Here is a 19,158-nt window from a genome sequence, read left to right on the forward strand (position 1 = left end):
AAGTGTATGACTGATCTTTTTCTGGGCAATAATGGCAACTAGAACTTACAAGAGTAAGGAGTTGCCAATATGCATTGTCCAAACTGTAAGCGAAAAGATATCGGGAAAATTGGAAATAACCAATATTACTGCTGGACCTGCTTTATAGAGCTTTCAACAACTAAAGGCAAGGTTCACGTACACCAAGTTGAAGAAGATGGCTCCCTAAGCTCTCTAGATGACTTGTTTGGAGACGAAGAGCAAACAGCCCAATGGTAAATCCATTTACGGGTGGTGAAGCGAATGAACAGGTTCTCTTCTCTTGTAGCACTTGGAGTGGGTGCAGCCGCATTTTACTCCAGATCGAAAAGAGGTCGCAAGAAAGACTTCTCCGATATGTTCTCAAAACGGTCAATGAAGCGTATGCGTAAGAGAGTAAGTAAAGCTTTCCGCTAAATAAAGAAACAGGCCCCGCCACCGCGGGGCCTGTTTTTATTTTCAAATATGCCTGAGACACTTTAGCGTGAATAGGGCCATTATGTTTATTGTGTGGTAGGGGTGTCTGGGGAACGGCTCGCTTTCCACGGGCGAGCTGTCGAGCCTCCTCACTCCCTTCGCTCGCTCCGGGGTCTCGTCGACCTCTTTCTCCCGTAGGAGTCTCCCCGTTCCCCAGACACCCCTAGCTATAAGTAGCGCAACGGCCCCCTGACTACGCGTGCGGGTTCAACACCAATCTGCTCATGTCGCGTGTTTCCGTTGTTTCTATCTGTGGCAAAGGTGATTCGGGAAATTGCGAGACTCCTGCGGCACTAGGAGCCTAGGTGAGACCCCGGAAAGCGCGTAGCGATTGAGGAGGCTCCACAGCTCGCCGCGGAAAGGGAGTGATTTCCCGAATCACCTTACGCTTAATCTAGCTCACGGAAACACTTTCTCAGCTACAGGGGCTTTTGTGGCAGAGGTTGCGTAATAGCTTAACTAGAAAATCTGTAAGCGATAGGTATAAAAGCTTCATAAACCATTCAACCTAATATAAATAGGAGAGTGGGGTGAAATTGATGGGAAAAGGATCTTTAACGCTTCAATGGATTTATAGGTCTGTATTAGTGTTGTTAGTGTTATTAATCGTATATTTAATTGTAAAGCTCTTTCCTTTTTATGAAGCGTTTTTGCAAATTTTATTTCGTCTTTTTATCCCATTCATCGTGTCCTTGTTTATTGCATATTTACTGCACCCTATAGTAGAGGGATTATATCATCGTAATGTTCCACGTTGGCTTGCCATAACAATGATTTATATCTTTGTCTTTGGTGGAATTGGATATGTGGTATATAAAGCTTATCCGTTATTTTTAAAGCAAGTTAAAGGTTTAAGTGAAAGTTTGCCGGGGTTTGTTGAAACGTATAGGCAGTGGATCTATGAGATGTATGAACGGACGTCGTTCCTGCCAGAGACTGTTCATGACCGCATGGATGTCATGTTAACAAATGTAGAACAACTGGGTGAGGATTTCATTCTTTCTATTGGAAACCGTTTAACCGGTATGTTTGATGTATTTATTATTCTCGCGGTCATTCCTGTTCTCGTTTTTTACATGTTGAAAGATTATCCAATTATGTCTACAACGCTCTATAAATTAACTCCAAAGCGGTACCGAGAAGAGGGGAAGGAAGTCTTACGTGATATAGATAAAAGCTTAGGAAGTTACATTCGTGGACAGCTTCTTGTGTGTTTATTTGTTGGCTTGATTTCAATGCTTGCATTGTGGTTGATTGGAATGAAGTTCCCTCTAATCCTTGGAGGGGTTATGGGAATTACGAACATTATTCCTTATTTTGGTCCGATTATTGGAGCGGTGCCAGCCGTGGTGATTGCATTTACGATGTCGACGAAGATGGTGCTTTTCGTCGTTATTGCTGTATTTATCGTTCAACTCATAGAAAGTAACTTATTGTCACCATTTATTGTGGGAAAGAGTCTCCACATGCACCCAGTCCTTATTATCTTTGCTCTGTTAATTGGAGGAGAGATCGGTGGCATTATCGGTATGATTATAGCTGTTCCAGTTCTCACCATTATTCGAGTTCTAATCCATCATACGAAGATGTTTCGGCAGGAACGTTGACATTTGGCATTTTGTTTTCTATAATTTTGGCATAAACAAATGACTAGAATCGGATAAACAATACGTAGAAGGATCGAGTACATAGCAGACCATCTGACTAGAGAGAAACTCCCTTGGCTGGAAGGAGTTTTAGATGAAGGGCTATGGAACGCTAATTCCTGAGTGCAGGTAAATACTGCCGGGTTTCGCTCCGTTATAGCGGGAGTAGAGGTATAACAAACTCTACATAAAGTGATGAATTTTTTAATAAATTCATAATCAGGGTGGTACCGCGAAAACTCTCGTCCCTGCATATAATGCAGGACGGGAGTTTTTTATGTTTAATTGTACATACTCGATCTATACGCTGTTGTATTCGAAAATATAAGGAGGCCCCTTCCATGAAAACATTAACCTCTGCACAAGTGCGCCAAATGTACCTTGATTACTTCAAAGAGAAAGGACATAGCGTTGAGCCTAGTGCATCTCTTGTTCCATACGAAGACCCAACACTACTTTGGATTAATAGTGGGGTAGCAACTTTAAAGAAATATTTTGACGGTAGTGTGATCCCTGACAATCCTCGTATTGTAAACGCGCAAAAGTCGATTCGTACGAATGACATTGAAAATGTAGGTAAGACAGCACGTCACCATACATTCTTTGAAATGCTAGGGAACTTCTCAATCGGAGATTACTTCAAGAAAGAAGCCATTGAATATGCTTGGGAATTCTTAACGAGCCCTGATTGGATTGGCTTTGATCCAGAGAAGTTATCCGTAACCGTTCACCCTGAAGATGATGAAGCATTCAACATGTGGAAAGATGATGTAGGCGTACCAGAAGAGCGCATCATTCGTCTTGAAGAGAATTTCTGGGATATTGGTGAAGGTCCGAGTGGTCCAAACACAGAAATTTTCTATGATCGTGGTGAGAAATACGGAAATGATCCAAAGGACCCTGAGCTTTACCCAGGTGGGGAAAATGAGCGTTATCTTGAAATTTGGAACTTGGTGTTCTCCCAGTTTAACCACAATCCAGATGACACCTATACACCACTTCCAAAGAAAAATATTGATACAGGGATGGGTCTAGAACGTATTGTCTCTGTTATTCAAGATACACCAACCAACTTTGAAACAGACTTATTTAAATCTGTTATTGAGCATACTGAAAAGCTAGCAGATACATCGTACGGTAAAGACGAAGAGAAGGATGTTTCCTTTAAAGTTATTGCGGACCACGTGCGTACCGTAACGTTTGCTGTTGGAGATGGAGCTCTTCCTTCCAATGAAGGTCGTGGGTATGTTCTTCGTCGTTTGCTTCGTCGTGCAGTACGTTACGCTAAACAAATTGGAATCCATGAACCATTTATGTTTAAGTTAGTTGAACATGTGGCAGACATCATGGAAGATTTCTATCCAGAAGTGAAGAAAAAGCAAGACTTTATTGAGACGGTTGTTAAAAATGAAGAAGAACGCTTCCATGAGACGTTAAATGATGGTTTATCAATCTTGACGGAAATTATTAAAGAGGAAACGGCTAAAGGGAAGAATGTATTCCCGGGTACAGAAGTGTTCCGCTTATATGACACATATGGGTTCCCTAAAGAATTGACCGAGGAATACGTTCACGAAGCAGGATTCACACTTGACGAAGAAGGCTTTCAGCAAGAAATGGAACGTCAAAGAGAGCGCGCTCGTAATGCTCGTCAGAAAGTAGACTCTATGTCTGTACAAGAAGGTGTGCTGGGAGAAGTAACAGTAGCTAGTGAATTTGTTGGCTATGACAATCTTGAAACATATACCACCATTACAGAGCTTGTGAAGAATAAAGATTTCGCATCTGAGGCACAAGCTGGTGAAGAGGTTTATATCTTCCTAGAGAAAACGCCTTTCTATGCAGAAAGTGGTGGACAGATTGCCGATAAAGGATATATCCAAACTGAATCTGCAACCCTTGAAGTATTAGATGTTCAAAAAGCGCCAAACGGTCAGAATTTACATCGTGCGATTGTTCAAGAAGGAACTATTGGAAAAGACGAGCAAGTAAGAGCTACAGTAGAACGCGGAAATCGTTCTCACGTTGTTAAAAACCATACAGCTACCCACTTGTTGCACCAAGCTCTAAAAGATGTTCTAGGTGAACATGTTAATCAGGCTGGTTCTCTTGTAACCGGAGATCGTTTGCGTTTTGACTTCTCTCACTTTGGATCCGTTTCAGAAGAAGAGATCGAGCAGATTGAAACAGCAGTAAATGAAAAAGTATGGGAATCCATACCGGTTGCGATCGATAACCACACCTTGCAAGAAGCAAAAGACATGGGTGCGATGGCTCTGTTTGGAGAGAAATACGGCGATGAAGTACGTGTTGTTAAAGTTGGCGATTACTCTGTTGAGCTATGTGGGGGTTGCCACGTTTACAATACAGCGGAAATTGGTTTGTTTAAGATTATTGCAGAATCTGGCATAGGCGCGGGTACTCGTCGTATTGAGGCTGTTACCGGAAAAGGTGCCTATGAGTATATGAACGGGAAAGAAGTTCTATTAAACAAAGCAGCTGACCTATTAAAAACGAAACCAGACACTGTTCCAGAGCGTATTGAAGGATTTTATCAAGAAATGAAAGAAGTACAAAGAGAGAAAGAATCTCTTTCTGCTAAATTATCTAATCTTGAAGCATCTTCTATCTTAGATCAATTTGAAGAAGTAGAAGGCGTTTCTCTATTAGCTAAGCAAGTCGACGTATCTGATATGAATGCACTAAGGAATATGTTAGATGACTTAAAACAAAAAGTATCTTCAGGCATTATTCTTCTTGCATCTGTTAACAATGGTAAAGTACAGTTAGTATCAGGTGTAACAAAAGATTTAATCGATCAAGGATATCACGCAGGGAATCTGATCAAAGAAGTAGCTACTCGTTGCGGCGGCGGCGGAGGTGGCCGTCCTGATATGGCACAAGCAGGAGGTAAAAATCCTGATCAAGTAGAAGAAGCGGTAAACTATGCAAAAACATATGTTCAAACCGTTGCAAATCAAGGATAATAGGAAATAGATAGTTAAAAACTAGCTGTATTCTCAAAATGAAGCTTACACGTAAGCGATATGTGGGTACATCTATAGAGAGGTGATTGTATGAGTTCCATGGATAAAACAATGAAATTCAATTTTCCAGAAGAACCGTTTGATGAAAATGTAAAAGAAGTCTTGCTTTCGGTTCATGAAGCTCTAAGGGAAAAAGGGTATAACCCGATCAATCAGATCGTGGGCTATTTATTATCCGGGGATCCTGCTTACATTCCTCGTCACAAAGATGCTCGGAATCTAATTCGCAAGATGGAACGTGATGAATTGATTGAAGAACTAGTGAAATTCTATCTAGAACAACAACAAGAGGGTTAACATGAAAACAATTGCTTTAGATGTAGGAGAAAAAACAATAGGGCTCGCAGTAAGCGATGCTTTTGGCTGGACAGCGCAAGGGTTAACAACCCTTCGCTGGACAGAAGGTGAGTATGAAGATGCCTTTAAAAAACTAGAACCATACATGAAAGAACATGAAGTGAGTAAACTAGTTATTGGACTTCCGAAAAACATGAATGGTACGATTGGACCAAGAGGTGAAGCTTCTCAAGTCTTCGCAGAAAAAGCAGAGGCTTACTTCAACGTTCCGTCAGTTTTATGGGACGAGCGACTAACTACAATGGCAGCAGAACGCGTGTTGCTAGATGCAGATGTCAGTCGTAGTAAACGAAAGAAAGTCATTGATAAAATGGCTGCTGTAATGATTTTACAAAGCTATTTAGATGCTAATTCAAATTGAGGTGTTAATATGAGTCTAGAAGAAAAAGAGCGAATTATTATTCCAGATGAAAACGGTGAAGAACATTTATTCGAAGTACTATTCAGCTTCGATGTTGACCAAACAGGTCACTCTTATATCGCTGTTGTTCCAGCAGAGCAACAAGAATCAGACGAAGAAGTTGAAGTATTTGCTTTCCGTTACCAAGAAAAAGAAAACGACGACGATGACCTAGCTCTATACCAGATCGAATCTGATGAAGAGTGGGAAATGGTTGAAGAAGTACTAAACACACTAGTAGACGAACAAGAATAAAAAATGAGGCCCCCACAAGGGCCTCTTTTTTATGTCCAAATGAGGCCGGTATATTTTAGTAAGAATAGGACCGTTACTTTTATTAAATGTTAGGTGTCTAGGGAACGACTCGCTTTTCGCGGCTGCACACGACGTGGGCGTTCGAAGTTGTCACAGGGTGGGCGGCTTTGGTGGAACTCTCACTTTCTTTTCAGCTCGTCTAGCTCTCTCGCAGGGGTCTCGCAATATTCATTCCCACCTTTTTCAAATGGGGAGAGAGTGAAATGCGTCATATTTGGGAGGTAGGAGATTTAAGAGCAACTATAAAGAAGCGGGTCCGTTCATCTAATTAACGTCAGGGCAGGCTTGGGGACTGCGAGACTCCCGCGGGAGAAGGAGCCTAGGGGAGACCCCGCAGAGAGCGAAAGCGTTCGAGGAGGGTCCCCAGCTCCCCGCAGGAAAGCGAGTTGTCCCCAAGCCTGCCCTTGCTCTTATAAACGTAACGGCCTCAAACACTATAAAATGTCTCAACTTCAAGTTTTCTGAATACGACAAAATAAATATCAAAAGATGTAAATTTTCAGCAAATGATAGAAACATAAAGGGGAATTATAGTATAATATAGCGGATGGAAGGAGGAAATGTCATGTCTTCGTCGAATCATGATGATCCAATGAAAGATAACCAAATCAAGCGTAGTGCGGAAGCGAAAACTGTTCGTAAAATCGTAGCCATCGTACTCGCTGTAGTTATAACGGTAATAGCTGTTGTTGGGATAACGGGGTATGTCTACATAAGCTCCGCTTTAGAACCGGTAGACCCAGATGACACGACAAAAGAAAAGGTAGAAATTCCAATAGGTTCTTCCGTGTCACAAATAGCCTCCATTTTAGAAGAGCAAAATGTGATCAAGGATAGTCGTGTGTTTCGATTCTATGTGAAGTTTAAAAACGAATCTGGATTTCAAGCAGGTGAATATTCTTTCACCCAAGCTATGACGCCTGAGGATCTCATTGAAGCATTAAAGACAGGTAAAGTGGTAAAAGATCCTTTATTAACGGTAACCATACCAGAAGGAAAAACGATAGAACAAATTGCTGATATTTATTCCAAAAAGACAAGCATTAAAAAAGAAGAATTTATGAAGCAAGTTAATGATCCTGAGTATATTGAATCATTAATTGAAAAACATCCATTAATTTTATCTGAAGCGATTCTAGATCCTGAGATTAGAACGCCTCTTGAAGGATATTTATTTGCTGCAACCTATGATTTCTATGAAGAGGATCCTTCAGTAAAGACAATTGTAGAGAAAATGATTAATAAAACAGAGAAGGTTCTAGAACCTTATATTGCTAATATGAAAGATCGTGGATTAAGTGTTCATGAAGGGGTTACTATGGCTTCCCTGGTAGAAAATGAAGCCAAGACAAAGGCAGATCGACAAAAAATTGCGGAAGTGTTTTATAACCGTTTAGAAGAAGGGATGCCTCTTCAAACAGACCCAACGGTGTTGTATGCTTTAGGTGAACATAAAGATCGCGTGTTGTACGAAGACTTAGAGGTAGAATCGCCTTATAACACCTACCATGTAAAAGACTTGCCAATTGGGCCAATTTCGAACTTTGCGGAAAATGCAGTTGAAGCAACTGTAAACCCAACGGATTCCAACAATTTATATTTCTTAGCTGCTTCAGATGGTACGATTTACTATTCTGAAACGTTAGATGAGCATAACAGAAAGAAAAATAAATACATTAATTAATATTTGTAGGGATGTGAGGGCAAAACCTCTCGCATTTCCTACTTTTTTTATGCTAAAATAAGAGGGTTGTGATAAACCAAGAAAATATGATTAAATTCTATGTTAAGGGGGGAAAGAGGTATGATCGATCCAAAATTAGAACACTATTTGATGCAAACTATTGACCAAAGAGAAGATGACATTAAGGCAATAGAATCTTACGCAAATGAGAATCATGTACCGATTATGGAACCCTTAGGGATAGAATTTTTGCAACAAATGATTCGAATTAAACAACCTGCACGAATATTAGAGATCGGTGCAGCAATTGGATATTCTGCCATACAAATGGCGAAGAGCTACCCAAATTGTGAAGTTGTATCTATTGAGAGAGATGAACAAAGGTATAAGGAAGCTGTTCGCAATATAACGAAACTAGGTCTAGAAAATCGTGTCCACGTATTGTTTGGAGATGCTTTTGATTTAGCAGATAGTTTAAAAGCAAAAGGGCCATTTGATGTATTGTTTATCGATGCAGCTAAAGGCCAATACCAAAGGTTCTTCGAGCTATTCACACCAGAGCTAGAGTCAAATGGTATGGTTATTTCTGACAATGTCTTGTTTAAAGGATTTGTTGCAGATGATCCAGCTGATGGATCTAATATTGCTAAAATTGCTCGTAAAATCAGAACCTATAATGAATGGCTCGTACAGCATCCAGAATACCAGACCACAATCGTTCCGGTTGGAGATGGAGTAGCTATTAGCGTAAAGAGATAGAAGAATAAGAAAGAGGTACTTCTAGTGAATTAAATCTTGAGTTTAATAAAATAGATAATGAACTCGTGATGATAATTCTATTGCCTCATAACATAATCGTACGAACAATCGAAAGGAGAAGCAGCATGAGTGATAAGCCCGTAGTCATAGGTGTCGCTGGTGGAACTGGATCAGGGAAAACAACCGTTACCCGTTCTATTATTCAGCAGTTCACTGACAAAACAATCTTGATGATGGAACAAGATTATTATTATAAAGATCAAAGCCATTTACCTTTTGAGGAACGTTTAAAAACCAATTACGACCATCCACTCGCTTTCGATAACGATTTACTAATCGAGCATGTACAAAAGCTCATCCAAAAAGAATCAGTAGAAAAGCCGGTGTATGATTACAAAATCCATACACGTTCAGAGGATGTGATTCCAGTTGATTCTAAGGATGTCATCATTCTAGAGGGAATTATGGTTCTTGAGGATCCACGTCTTCGTGATTTAATGGATATTAAAGTTTTTGTTGATACGGATGCAGATGTGCGTATTGTTCGCCGTCTTTTGCGTGATATTAAAGAGAGAGGCAGAACAATCGACTCGGTTATTGAACAGTACATCAACGTTGTACGCCCTATGCACCTTCAATTTGTAGAGCCTACAAAACGGTATGCAGACATCATCATTCCAGAAGGTGGTCAAAACCATGTTGCAATCGACTTGATGGCTTCTAAAATCAAGACCATTATCCAAGAAAAGGGAAATTAGAGCATAAATAGATAAAATTGTTGAAAACGGATTAAAAATCTGCCATGATATGTGGTAGTAGTTCTAGAACGCCATTTTCTTTTATAAAATAATAACGTTTAGTTTGAGCGCACAGCTATTGTGCCGCTCATTTTTATATAAGGATTTGGGTATTTCTTTTGTATTGTATGAAGGAGTGATTGAGGATGTCTGAAGAAAAAAGTTATTATATGACCGAAGAAGGTTTGCAGAAGTTAGAGGACGAACTGAAGTATTTGAAAACAGAAAAGCGTCAAGAAGTTGTGGAACGTATTAAGATTGCTCGTGGTTTCGGGGACCTTTCCGAGAACTCAGAGTATGACGCTGCTAAAGATGAACAAGCATTTGTAGAATCACGTATTTCCCAAGTGGAAAACATGATTCGTAATGCAGAAATCATCGAAAGCGATGCTGGAAATAGTGACGAGGTTTCACTTGGTAAATCAGTCACATTCCAAGAACTCCCTGACGGTGATGAAGAAACATACACAATCGTCGGAAGTGCAGAAGCTGATCCGTTTGAAGGAAAAATCTCAAACGACTCTCCAATGGCTAAAAGTCTTTTAGGACATACTATTGGAGAAAAAGTAACAGTCGCTACCCCTGGTGGCGATATCAACGTTAAAATTGTTAATGTTGAATAGTAAATAAATACAGACAAGCCCATCGGAGTCCCTCTCCAATGGGCTTTTTTATATGGTTATTGTTTAAGACAATCTTGTTCAAGGACCAGGATTGTTGAACAATCTAGTTGAGAGAATGTTTCCGTTTCCGTTTGCGTTGTTAGCGCGTGAGGTGTTTCGGGAAATCACTCGCTTTCCGCGGCGAGCTGGGGAGCCTCCTCAGTCGCATTCGCTCCCTCCGGGGTCTCCCCTAGGCTCCTACTGCCGCAGGAGTCTCGCAATTTCCCGAACCACCTCTGCCATATAACGTGTAACGGAAACATACCATATGTGGTGCCCTCGCAACTCTCACCCTTGGAGATGTAGGAACGTTCGAAAACATCAGCGGGGGGCTGGGGAACGACTCGCTTTCCACGGGCGGCCCCACACGATGTGGGGTCGTTCGACGTTGTCATAGGACGTGACGGTTTTAGTCGAACTTCCCCTTTCTTTTTAGAGCCTCCTTACTCACTTCGTTCCGGGGTCTCGTAGACCTCTTTCTCCCGTAGGAGTCTCCCCGTTCCCTAGACACCCTTTGCCATGTGAAGTACGAACGGCCCCGCTACTTGGGCGTTCCTGATGCCTAATTAAATCTACATGTGGCTTGTTTCCGTATCTCCCAATACGGGAAAGGTGGGCCTGGAAACTGCGAGACTCCCGTGGGCAGAAGAGCCTAGGTGAGACCCCGGAGCCCGGCCTTGCCGGGTGAGGAGGCTCACCAGCTCCCCACAGGAAAGCGAGTGGTTTCCAGGCCCACCTTAAACTCAACTAAAGCAAACGGAAACATTCTCCCAGATTCGAGTGTTCCATATGAGGGGGGGTTATATGGATTTATCATAGAGGGATATGAATATCGAAGGTCCGCGGGGTTTAGTGCGTCATTAGACTGGAGATAATGATGCGTGAGGTGACGCGTTGTGAAGGTGAAGCGAACGATAGTTGTAGCCATAAGTTTAATCTTTTTATTTAGTGTTCTTTTATATAGATTAGCTGACATCCAATTAATCTCAACCGAGCGGTTTGGTAAGAAAGATGTAAATTTATTAGAAGCGAGTGTAGACCAGCGAACGCAGTCTGTTCTGCTTCATAACGGGAGGGGAAGTTTCTTGGATCGTAATGGGGTTTCAGTAACGAATCCTCCCCAATTAGACGTTGTATTCTTTCCGTTTCTTAAAAAGATCGATGTTCCAATGGAAGAAGTGGCGGCACTAGTTAATGAACCTTCTTGGAAATTGAAACAATGGATTAATCAAAGCGTGGAGCCGTTTTATATGTCAGATCAAATAGGCCGTACATTAACCAATGAAGAATATAAAGCTTTTCAAGAACTTAATTTCCCTGGAATGATTTCCGTGAATAGGGCGAAGCCAGGCGATCCGGATGTGGCAACGCACTTTTTAGGTGTTGTAAGGAATAAAGGGGCGTCGGGATTAGAGGAGACATTTGAAGAATTCTTATCGTCTGAAGATGAAGAAAAGTTATTATATCACGTAGATGGAAAAGGGGATCCTTTGTTTGGTCTAAATGTAAACTATTTAGGACAACAAGATCCGTATTACCCTGTTCAGGTTAAAACGACCCTTGACCTTGAACTCCAGCAACAAGCTGAAACATTAATTGATGCTTCAGGTATGGAGGAGGGCGGATTAGTTTTAATGGATATAGAAACAAGAAATGTTCTCGCTATGGTAAGTCGTCCTGAAGTGGACTCAAATGATCCTAATAAATATGAAAATCATATGATAAAAAGTTATTCCCCTGGTTCTGTATTTAAAACAGTTGTCGCTGCGGCTGCCATTGAGCATCCTAATGTAAATATAAGAGAGACATATAATTGCAATTTAAGTATAAATGAAGGGAAGGAGCCAAGTCGTTCTCTTGGTTTTTTAACATTTGAAGAAAGCTTTGCGCAAAGTTGTAATTACACATTTGCTAAGATTGCCAATGAAATGATGGCGTATGATAAAGATGTGCTTGAGAATTATGCAGCTAAGCTTGGTATAACAGATTTTGTTGGATGGAAGGGAGATCTATTCCGTCTCAAGGATTTCAAGCAATTTGGGCGGGAAGATCGCAATCAAATATGGGGATCTGACCCTCAGAAAATGGTTCCACTAGCTATTTCGCAAACTGCTATTGGTCAATTAGATGTTAAAATCAGTCCTCTATCCATGACAAATATGATGGCGACGATTGCATCTAAAGGAATCAAGAAGGAAGTTCGTGGTGTGACGGAAATACTGTATAAGAACGGATCAGAGTTTATCGCATTTCCTGAGCATATAGATTTGGATAATCGTCTTTCCTCATACAGTGCTTTAAAGCTTCAAGAATTATTGCAACAGGTACCTACTGGACAAGGTACAGCCAGCAAATTACAAGGGTTGAACATAGCTGGAAAATCAGGTACTGCAGAAGTAGAAAATGAGGACGGCAGGAAGAAGGAGATTTTTCACCACTGGTTTGCAGGCTATTTCCCCTATGATAAACCAAAGTATGCCATGGTGGTGGTAACGTTGAATTCCAAACAATCAGAACCTACCTATTCAGTATATAAAGACATGGTCTCCTATCTATATGAACAAGAAAATATGGAAGAAATGAAAAGAAGGGACCCTGCTTTTGAGTAGGAGCCCTTCAGGCGCGTAGTGGGCTTGCATAAAAAGAGACGCAATATTGTGATGCCAAGTTGTTTCGTATAAAGGCTTCTTTCTCTAAACTGATAATAAATTCAAACACAACACTTTCTTCCACATCGTATACTTCCATCGTAAACCCGTTAAGGAAGTAGATGCACAAACGTTTCTTTTCTTTACAGTATCCGATTTTGCTGAAATGAGATAAATTCCACGCTTTCTTGTTAAAGTTAGTTACGTTCATTTGCTCCACCACCTTATTTTCTATTCTTGTACACATTATATTAGACAAAATACAAATGATTCCTCTAATTCACCAAAATTAGAAAACAATCGACAAAAATTCACAAAACCTTTCTTAGGATTTCTTGGTTCTATCCATTTTGCATAGTATAATGAATGAAAGGGGGAAGAAGAATGAGCCGAGTGAATCTTTATGAAAAGAAACGTAAGAATACGAAGTTAGTGACAGGCTTTAGTACTTTGGCGGTTGTATTTGCAGTCCTATTATTTGGCATAATTGTATGGCCATTTGGTGGTAATGAGGCTAAGGAAGATGGCAAGCAGGTAGAAGCGAATTCTGCTAGTCAAGATGATGAAGTGGATGAAACGGATTCTGATAAACAAGATGAAGACCAGGAAGGCACAAAAGAAGAGGCTACTCAAACAACTCAGGATTCACCTTCCGAAGAAAAAGAAGAAGCATCAAAAGATGAGCAAGCATCAGATGTGGAAGAGAACCGTTCAGAAGCAGAATCAACAGAGGGTTCAGAAGATCAGGAAGAAACAGTAGATTCCGATGAATACATAGAGATTCCTTCGGTTACAAAAGAAGATAATGTTATTGAAGTGTATCAAGATAAATGGCAAGCGGTTCAGACAGAACAAGAAGGTAAACATGTAGCAACATTTGACGATACGACTCAAGACTGGAATGAAATGTTGGATTCAATTTATCTAGGTTCTGGCCTTTCGAAGGATAATTCTACTTTATGGAGGGTACATAATGGTGGCGATAATCAAACAGCTGTAGCCACGATTTCTGATAAAGCTGATAAAAAGACTTATCGAGTGTACACAGCATGGGTAGAAGGAAAAGGATGGAAGCCTATGAAGGTGGAAGTCATCAAAGAAAATAAATACAAGTCTCAGTCTTAGGACGAGCAGTAAGTTTCGTATAAAGACGGTGTAGGACGTAAGGGAGAGATAGAATTGACAATTGGTATTATTGGAGCAATGGATGAAGAAGTAGAACTATTAAAAAGTAATATGGCGATTGAACAAGAAGAAACGGTAGCCAGTTGTACGTTTTATAAAGGTCAATTAGAAGGAAAAGATGTCGTTTTAACGAAATCGAATATAGGGAAAGTAAACGCAGGTATGGCGACAACGATCTTACATGAGCGTTATCAACCTACTCATATTATTAATACAGGATCAGCAGGTGGTTTTGCTAAAGAGTTAAAAGTAGGGGATTTAGTCATTTCTTCTGAGGTACGCCACCATGATGTGGATGTGACTGCCTTTAATTATGAGTACGGGCAAGTACCTGATATGCCTGCCTTTTATGAGCCTAATGAAGAACTTGTACAAGTTGCTGAAAAAGCTGCTGAGGAGTTACCTGACCTTCATACAGTGAGAGGTTTAATTGCAACGGGGGACGCGTTTATGCAAGAAGCTAAACGTGTTGAATTTGTGAGAGGTAAGTTTCCTCAATTACAAGCTGCTGAAATGGAAGCGGCTGCGATTGCGCAAGTTAGTCATCATTATGGGACACCTTTTGTCATTATACGTTCTTTATCTGACATAGCAGGGAAAGAATCGAATGTGTCATTTGATCAGTATTTAGAAACAGCGGGAAAAAACGCAGCAACTCTAATTCAAGGTATGCTTCGTCAAATGTAATTCCAATATTTCACTAATCACCTCTCTCTGTATCCGTGTTATTATAATGGACACAGGGGGAGGTTTTTACATGAATACAGATCATTTGAAAGCAAGAATGGAAGACTATGCTCGATTTATCATAACGTTGCTCATATTAAGCGTATACTTTTATCTGGGTACGATTATTACCACTTATTTAACAGAATCGAATTACGAAACTATTATGATGGGACTTACTGCATTAAGTATGGGAGGGGCTTTCTTCTTTACTTTACGATGGAAGAAGTGCAGCCAAGCATTACAAGATCAGGAATCTCAATAAAAAAACAGATTCAATGAATATTGAATCTGTTTTTTTTATATTTTACGTTTAAGCAAACCGGTAATAATAGTATCCTCCGCCTAGCACTAGCAATAAGATAAGCAACACCACTGCTAACCCTAGACCATAACCGCCATAAGGTGCATATGGATATGGTACGGGATAGGGGGTGTAAGGGTATCCTGCATAGCCACAATACCCCATAGGTATTCACCTCTCTTATAGGTATTTGCTATACCATATGAAAGAGTGGTGTGTTTTGTGATAAACATTTTCTATCCGTTTTGGGAAGTGTTTTGATGTTCTTTTCTGTAAAACTCATGGAAAATCTTCATTAAAGCTCTTTTTTCAATTCGAGACACGTAGCTTCTCGAAATGCCTAACGTCTTAGCAATTTCTCTTTGTGTCATTTCTTCTTTTAATCCCAACCCATACCGTCCAATGATGACTTCCTTCTCCCTTTTATCTAAGATTTGTAAGTATTCTCGGATTTTTTCCACTTCCATATTTAACTGAATCAATTCTACAACATCTGCATTTTCAGCTTTTAATATGTCGATTAAGCTAATTTCATTTCCTTCTTTATCTTGGCCGATCGGGTCTTGTAAAGAAACGTCCTTTTTAGTCTTCTTTAAAGCTCTTAAATGCATGAGGATTTCATTTTCAATACAGCGAGCCGCATAGGTAGCTAGTTTGGTCCCTTTGCCAGAAGAAAAGCTCTCGATTCCCTTGATTAAACCTATAGTTCCAATAGAAATGAGATCCTCGTTATCCTCCCCTGTGTTCTCGAACTTTTTCACAATATGTGCTACCAGTCGTAAATTGTGTTCAATCAGTTTGTTTCTAGCTTCCTCATCTCCTTCTTGCATTTTTTGCAGGCATTTGGCTTCTTCTTCTGGTGGAAGGGGTTGCGGGAAGGCATGGTTTTTTACGTAGGATACAAAGAATAGGGTGTCTTTAATAAAAAGGGCGAGAGCTGACAATAAACTAGACAAGCGCATACACCTCCACATAAACATTTAGGCAATGGCCTATATAGTCACCTTATGCGCTTATATGGAGAAAAGTGTCTGTCCTCCATGAATTACACCCCACCCAAAGACTGCTCTAGTACTTATAAGCACCACGGCCTCAGGCAATCTACACTACATGTGTATAATAATCGTAATAACCAAAAAAACCGTTCAGCTGATTCAGCTGAACGGTTTTTTTGAGTTTATTTATCGTCTGATTCAACGACCTTTTTGTAATCATCTTTAATACTGTGATCCCATAACTGAACTCCACTGCGATAGGCAGCTCTTGAGATCATATGACCGGATACAGGGGCAGTTAGTAAAACGAAGATAATCCCTAAGATTAATTTCCCGCTAATCATTCCGTGTTCAATATAAAGAAACAGAAAAGCTCCGATCATAATTCCAGATACCCCAAGAGTGGCACCTTTTGTAGCAGCGTGAAGTCTTGTGTATACGTCTGGGAATCTTATGATTCCAATCGAGCAGGAGATGATGAAGAAGGTACCTGCTAGTAAGAATACCATAATGATGAGGTCCCAAACGATTTCAATCCATGTCCCGCTCAATAATAACACCCTTTTCTAAGAATTTTGCAATGGCTACCGTACCGATAAACAGCAAAATTCCAATTAATAAAATAACATCGTTTAATTGTGCCGTAACAAGATAGATGGCAATCAATCCAGCAAGGGCCATAAGGTTAATCCCGATCGTATCTAGTGCAACTGCACGATCTGGGTTAGTGGGGCCTACAACAGCTCTGTATAACAAAAGGATGATAGAGATCGATGTAACAACAATACAGATCTCCGTTACAATGTGTAACATATCTTTTGTCATTTCTACAGTTAACATCTTATCTTGTCACCTCCTTAATCGCTCGTTCGAATGATTCTTTAATGGAGTTGATCTCAGCTTCAACATCTTCAATATTCATAGCGTGAACATAAATATAAGAATGATCGTTTGAGATCGCGATAGATAGTGTACCTGGAGTTAGCGTAATTAAGTTCGCTAACAGTGTGATCTCCCAATTGCTTTTAAGATCAACAGGTACTGCAAATATTCCTGGCTCCATATCTAACTTCGGTTTGTATACCCATTTTAATATCGTCACATTAGATAAAAGGAGCTCTTTTATAAATAGTAAGATAAGGCTAATAATCTTTAAGAAACGCTTCATATAAAACTCATCTGGGATAAAACGCTGCAGTGTAAACAGCAGCAGGATTCCAAATAAATATCCACTGAAGAAGCTACCAAATGTGTACGATTCCTGAAGGAACGTCCACATAATAGCAATGATAATATTTAATACGATCTGAAAAGGCATATTGGTTTACTCCTTTAACACGGACTCAATGTATTGAGAAGGATCTAATAAGGACTTAGAGATCTCCTCAACAATTGGATAAACGGTTTCTGCTCCGACTCCTAAATAAATCGAGAAGAAGACAAGAAATGCAATAGGCCATGTAAAGCCTCGCGCTCCTTTTTTATCAGGAGTAAATGTTTCGTCTTTCTCTCCCCAGAAGCCTTGAATGAAGATGCGAATCATAGAGAAAAGGATGAGTAAACTTGTTAGAAGTCCAATTATCACGACTGCATATTGGTCCTTTTCTAAACCGCCTTGCATTAATAGGATTTTTCCAATAAATCCACTAAACGGAGGAATCCCCGCTAATGTAATACTTGCTATAAAGAATAGCCATCCAATGACGGGATAATGATGAATGAGTCCATTCATCTTCCGTAAATCACTTGTTCCAGCTAATATTGCAATGGCCCCAACGAGTAGGAAGAGGGCTCCCTTTACAATCATGTCGTGAATTAAGTAATAGACGGTCCCTGCTACAGAAGTTTCTGTAAATAGAGCAATTCCCATTAACATAAATCCGACAGCTGGAATGATGTTGTAAGCCACAATGAGCTTGATGTTATGAGTAGACAGTGAGCCGATTACTCCAAACAACATGGTAAAAGCGGCTAACCAAAGGAAGAGCTGGTGCGTAATGTCAACTTCATGATGAAAGATAATTGTAAATGTTCTAAGGATCGAATAGATTCCGACCTTCGTGAGTAATGCTCCAAATAGAGCAGAAACAACGGGGTTTGGTACAATATAGGACTTTGGTAACCAATAATAAAGCGGGAATACTGCTGCCTTTGTAGCAAAAACAAAGAACAATAGAATTCCAATGGTAGTCAAGATCCCCTTTTGCTCAACTTCTTGTACGCGTTCAGCAACTTGTGCCATATTAACCGTACCGACTACGGAATATAAGAAAGAAATCACAGTTACAAAAAGCATAGAAGAGAAGAGGTTTAAGAGAACGTATTTTAATGATTCTCTTAGTTGAACCTTTTCTCCTCCTAGTACAATTAAAGCATATGAAGCCATAAGAAGGACTTCAAAGAATACGAATAGGTTGAATAGGTCTCCTGTTAAAAACGCACCAGAGACCCCTGTAATGAGTAAGAAGAAAAACGTGTAAAAGTAATACGTTTCCTTCCTATCACTTAAAGATTTAGAAGCAAAGAATACGCAAGCAACAGCAATGATGTTCGTTGTGATTATAAGGAGCATTGCTAACATATCCGCTACTAACACGATTCCATAAGGTGCTTTCCATCCACCCGTTTCAAGAATGATTGTGCCGTTCTGATAGACATCCCATCCGATATATAAAACAACAACAAGGTTAAGGATGGCTACAATTCTTGAAAACAAACGGACCGCAGTCAGTTTTGTGTTGAAAAACGCAACGATAATACCTGCTAATAGTGGTAGTAAGATTGGTAAAACAGCTAAATTACTCATTTTCGTTACCCCTTAACTCGTCCATATTGTCGGTGTCATTTGTTTTGGCGGCGCGGTAAGCCAGAACAAGTAGGAAGCTCGTAACACCAAAACTAATAACAATAGACGTTAAGATTAATGCTTGTGGTAAAGGGTCGACGTAGTTCTCGACCCCTTCCACAATAATAGGAGGATTACCTCGCTTTAACTTCCCCATCGTCAGGATGAAAAGGTGAGCCCCATGAGAGATAAGGGCTGTTCCAATGACAATGCGTAGCAACTGCTTCTGCAGTAAGTTGTATACTCCTGTTGCGAAAAGAATACCCGCTAACAGGGACGTAATCATTTCCATC

23 protein-coding genes and 1 other annotated feature are annotated in these 19,158 nt (G+C 40.2%); of the genes, 15 read left to right on the plus strand and 8 right to left on the minus strand.

The genetic code is table 11. The annotated features are described in order from the left end of the window. The first annotated feature begins 69 nt into the window (after positions 1 to 69). From N780_RS14465 to N780_RS14520, 12 genes are all read left to right on the plus strand, one after another. Positions 70 to 258 (plus strand): YrzR-like zinc ribbon domain, encoded by a 189-nt coding sequence (locus tag N780_RS14465; protein WP_036785611.1) that lies wholly within the window; start codon positions 70 to 72, stop codon positions 256 to 258. Positions 259 to 282: 24 nt separating this feature from the next. Next, positions 283 to 435: a YrzQ family protein gene (locus N780_RS19560; RefSeq protein ID WP_084599619.1), complete on the plus strand. Its 153-nt coding sequence runs from the start codon at positions 283 to 285 to the stop codon at positions 433 to 435. 599 nt (positions 436 to 1,034) lie between these two features. Further along, positions 1,035 to 2,102 (plus strand): AI-2E family transporter, encoded by a 1,068-nt coding sequence (locus N780_RS14470; RefSeq protein ID WP_036785614.1) that lies wholly within the window; start codon positions 1,035 to 1,037, stop codon positions 2,100 to 2,102. Between the two features lie 56 nt (positions 2,103 to 2,158). Next, positions 2,159 to 2,394, plus strand: a binding site (T-box leader). 88 nt (positions 2,395 to 2,482) lie between these two features. Continuing rightward, on the plus strand, positions 2,483 to 5,128 hold the full coding sequence (alaS, locus tag N780_RS14475) for an alanine--tRNA ligase (protein WP_036785617.1): 2,646 nt from the start codon (positions 2,483 to 2,485) through the stop codon (positions 5,126 to 5,128). Between the two features lie 90 nt (positions 5,129 to 5,218). Beyond that, entirely contained in the window at positions 5,219 to 5,485 is a 267-nt protein-coding gene (locus N780_RS14480; protein WP_036785619.1) for an IreB family regulatory phosphoprotein, read from the plus strand. Position 5,486: 1 nt separating this feature from the next. Next, positions 5,487 to 5,906, plus strand: coding sequence for a Holliday junction resolvase RuvX (ruvX, locus tag N780_RS14485; protein ID WP_036785622.1), 420 nt, complete (start codon positions 5,487 to 5,489; stop codon positions 5,904 to 5,906). Between the two features lie 9 nt (positions 5,907 to 5,915). Beyond that, a complete protein-coding gene (locus N780_RS14490) occupies positions 5,916 to 6,200 on the plus strand; it encodes a DUF1292 domain-containing protein (protein WP_036785625.1) in 285 nt (94 codons plus the stop codon). 625 nt (positions 6,201 to 6,825) lie between these two features. Beyond that, positions 6,826 to 7,944, plus strand: coding sequence for an endolytic transglycosylase MltG (gene mltG, locus N780_RS14495; protein WP_052115095.1), 1,119 nt, complete (start codon positions 6,826 to 6,828; stop codon positions 7,942 to 7,944). Positions 7,945 to 8,064: 120 nt separating this feature from the next. Further along, complete coding sequence (locus tag N780_RS14500; protein WP_036785628.1) at positions 8,065 to 8,703, plus strand: O-methyltransferase; 639 nt, start codon at positions 8,065 to 8,067, stop codon at positions 8,701 to 8,703. Positions 8,704 to 8,828: 125 nt separating this feature from the next. Next, a complete protein-coding gene (gene udk, locus N780_RS14505) occupies positions 8,829 to 9,461 on the plus strand; it encodes a uridine kinase (RefSeq protein WP_036785630.1) in 633 nt (210 codons plus the stop codon). 185 nt (positions 9,462 to 9,646) lie between these two features. Then, on the plus strand, positions 9,647 to 10,123 hold the full coding sequence (gene greA, locus N780_RS14510; RefSeq protein WP_036785633.1) for a transcription elongation factor GreA: 477 nt from the start codon (positions 9,647 to 9,649) through the stop codon (positions 10,121 to 10,123). A 935-nt stretch (positions 10,124 to 11,058) separates the two neighbouring features. Next, positions 11,059 to 12,771 (plus strand): peptidoglycan D,D-transpeptidase FtsI family protein, encoded by a 1,713-nt coding sequence (locus N780_RS14520; RefSeq protein WP_036785639.1) that lies wholly within the window; start codon positions 11,059 to 11,061, stop codon positions 12,769 to 12,771. Between the two features lie 7 nt (positions 12,772 to 12,778). Here N780_RS14520 and N780_RS14525 read toward each other — a convergent pair whose 3' ends face one another. Then, positions 12,779 to 13,021, minus strand: coding sequence for a hypothetical protein (locus N780_RS14525; RefSeq protein WP_036785642.1), 243 nt, complete (start codon positions 13,019 to 13,021; stop codon positions 12,779 to 12,781). 173 nt (positions 13,022 to 13,194) lie between these two features. On the opposite strand from N780_RS14525, the gene N780_RS14530 reads away from it, so the two are divergent. From N780_RS14530 to N780_RS14540, 3 genes are all read left to right on the plus strand, one after another. Next, the gene (locus tag N780_RS14530) at positions 13,195 to 13,935 is read left to right on the plus strand and encodes a YrrS family protein (RefSeq protein ID WP_036785645.1); all 741 of its coding nucleotides are present in this window, start codon (positions 13,195 to 13,197) and stop codon (positions 13,933 to 13,935) included. 54 nt (positions 13,936 to 13,989) lie between these two features. After that, positions 13,990 to 14,682 carry a 5'-methylthioadenosine/S-adenosylhomocysteine nucleosidase gene (mtnN, locus tag N780_RS14535; protein WP_036785648.1) on the plus strand — a complete coding sequence of 231 codons (693 nt, stop codon included), beginning with the start codon at positions 13,990 to 13,992 and terminating at the stop codon, positions 14,680 to 14,682. A gap of 70 nt (positions 14,683 to 14,752) precedes the next feature. After that, a complete protein-coding gene (locus tag N780_RS14540) occupies positions 14,753 to 14,986 on the plus strand; it encodes a YrhC family protein (RefSeq protein WP_036785650.1) in 234 nt (77 codons plus the stop codon). Between the two features lie 48 nt (positions 14,987 to 15,034). On the opposite strand, the gene N780_RS20105 is transcribed toward N780_RS14540, so the two are convergent. The 7 genes from N780_RS20105 to N780_RS14570 form a co-directional block, all read right to left on the minus strand. Further along, complete coding sequence (locus N780_RS20105) at positions 15,035 to 15,190, minus strand: hypothetical protein (RefSeq protein ID WP_198135868.1); 156 nt, start codon at positions 15,188 to 15,190, stop codon at positions 15,035 to 15,037. A 71-nt stretch (positions 15,191 to 15,261) separates the two neighbouring features. Further along, a complete protein-coding gene (gene sigK / locus N780_RS14545) occupies positions 15,262 to 15,981 on the minus strand; it encodes an RNA polymerase sporulation sigma factor SigK (RefSeq protein WP_036785653.1) in 720 nt (239 codons plus the stop codon). Positions 15,982 to 16,202: 221 nt separating this feature from the next. Beyond that, a complete protein-coding gene (gene mnhG, locus N780_RS14550; protein WP_036785656.1) occupies positions 16,203 to 16,571 on the minus strand; it encodes a monovalent cation/H(+) antiporter subunit G in 369 nt (122 codons plus the stop codon). Next, positions 16,552 to 16,845: a Na(+)/H(+) antiporter subunit F1 gene (locus N780_RS14555; protein ID WP_156969197.1), complete on the minus strand. Its 294-nt coding sequence runs from the start codon at positions 16,843 to 16,845 to the stop codon at positions 16,552 to 16,554. The genes mnhG and N780_RS14555 overlap by 20 nt, the downstream gene beginning before the upstream one ends. A 16-nt stretch (positions 16,846 to 16,861) precedes the next feature. Beyond that, on the minus strand, positions 16,862 to 17,338 hold the full coding sequence (locus N780_RS14560; protein WP_036785662.1) for a Na+/H+ antiporter subunit E: 477 nt from the start codon (positions 17,336 to 17,338) through the stop codon (positions 16,862 to 16,864). A gap of 6 nt (positions 17,339 to 17,344) precedes the next feature. Continuing rightward, a complete protein-coding gene (locus tag N780_RS14565; RefSeq protein ID WP_036785665.1) occupies positions 17,345 to 18,826 on the minus strand; it encodes a Na+/H+ antiporter subunit D in 1,482 nt (493 codons plus the stop codon). Then, entirely contained in the window at positions 18,819 to 19,157 is a 339-nt protein-coding gene (locus N780_RS14570) for a Na(+)/H(+) antiporter subunit C (protein ID WP_036785668.1), read from the minus strand. The genes N780_RS14565 and N780_RS14570 overlap by 8 nt, the downstream gene beginning before the upstream one ends. Position 19,158 lies beyond the last annotated feature (1 nt).

The sequence above is a fragment of the Pontibacillus chungwhensis BH030062 genome, assembly GCF_000770675.1.
In the GTDB taxonomy this organism is placed as follows: domain Bacteria; phylum Bacillota; class Bacilli; order Bacillales; family BH030062; genus Pontibacillus; species Pontibacillus chungwhensis.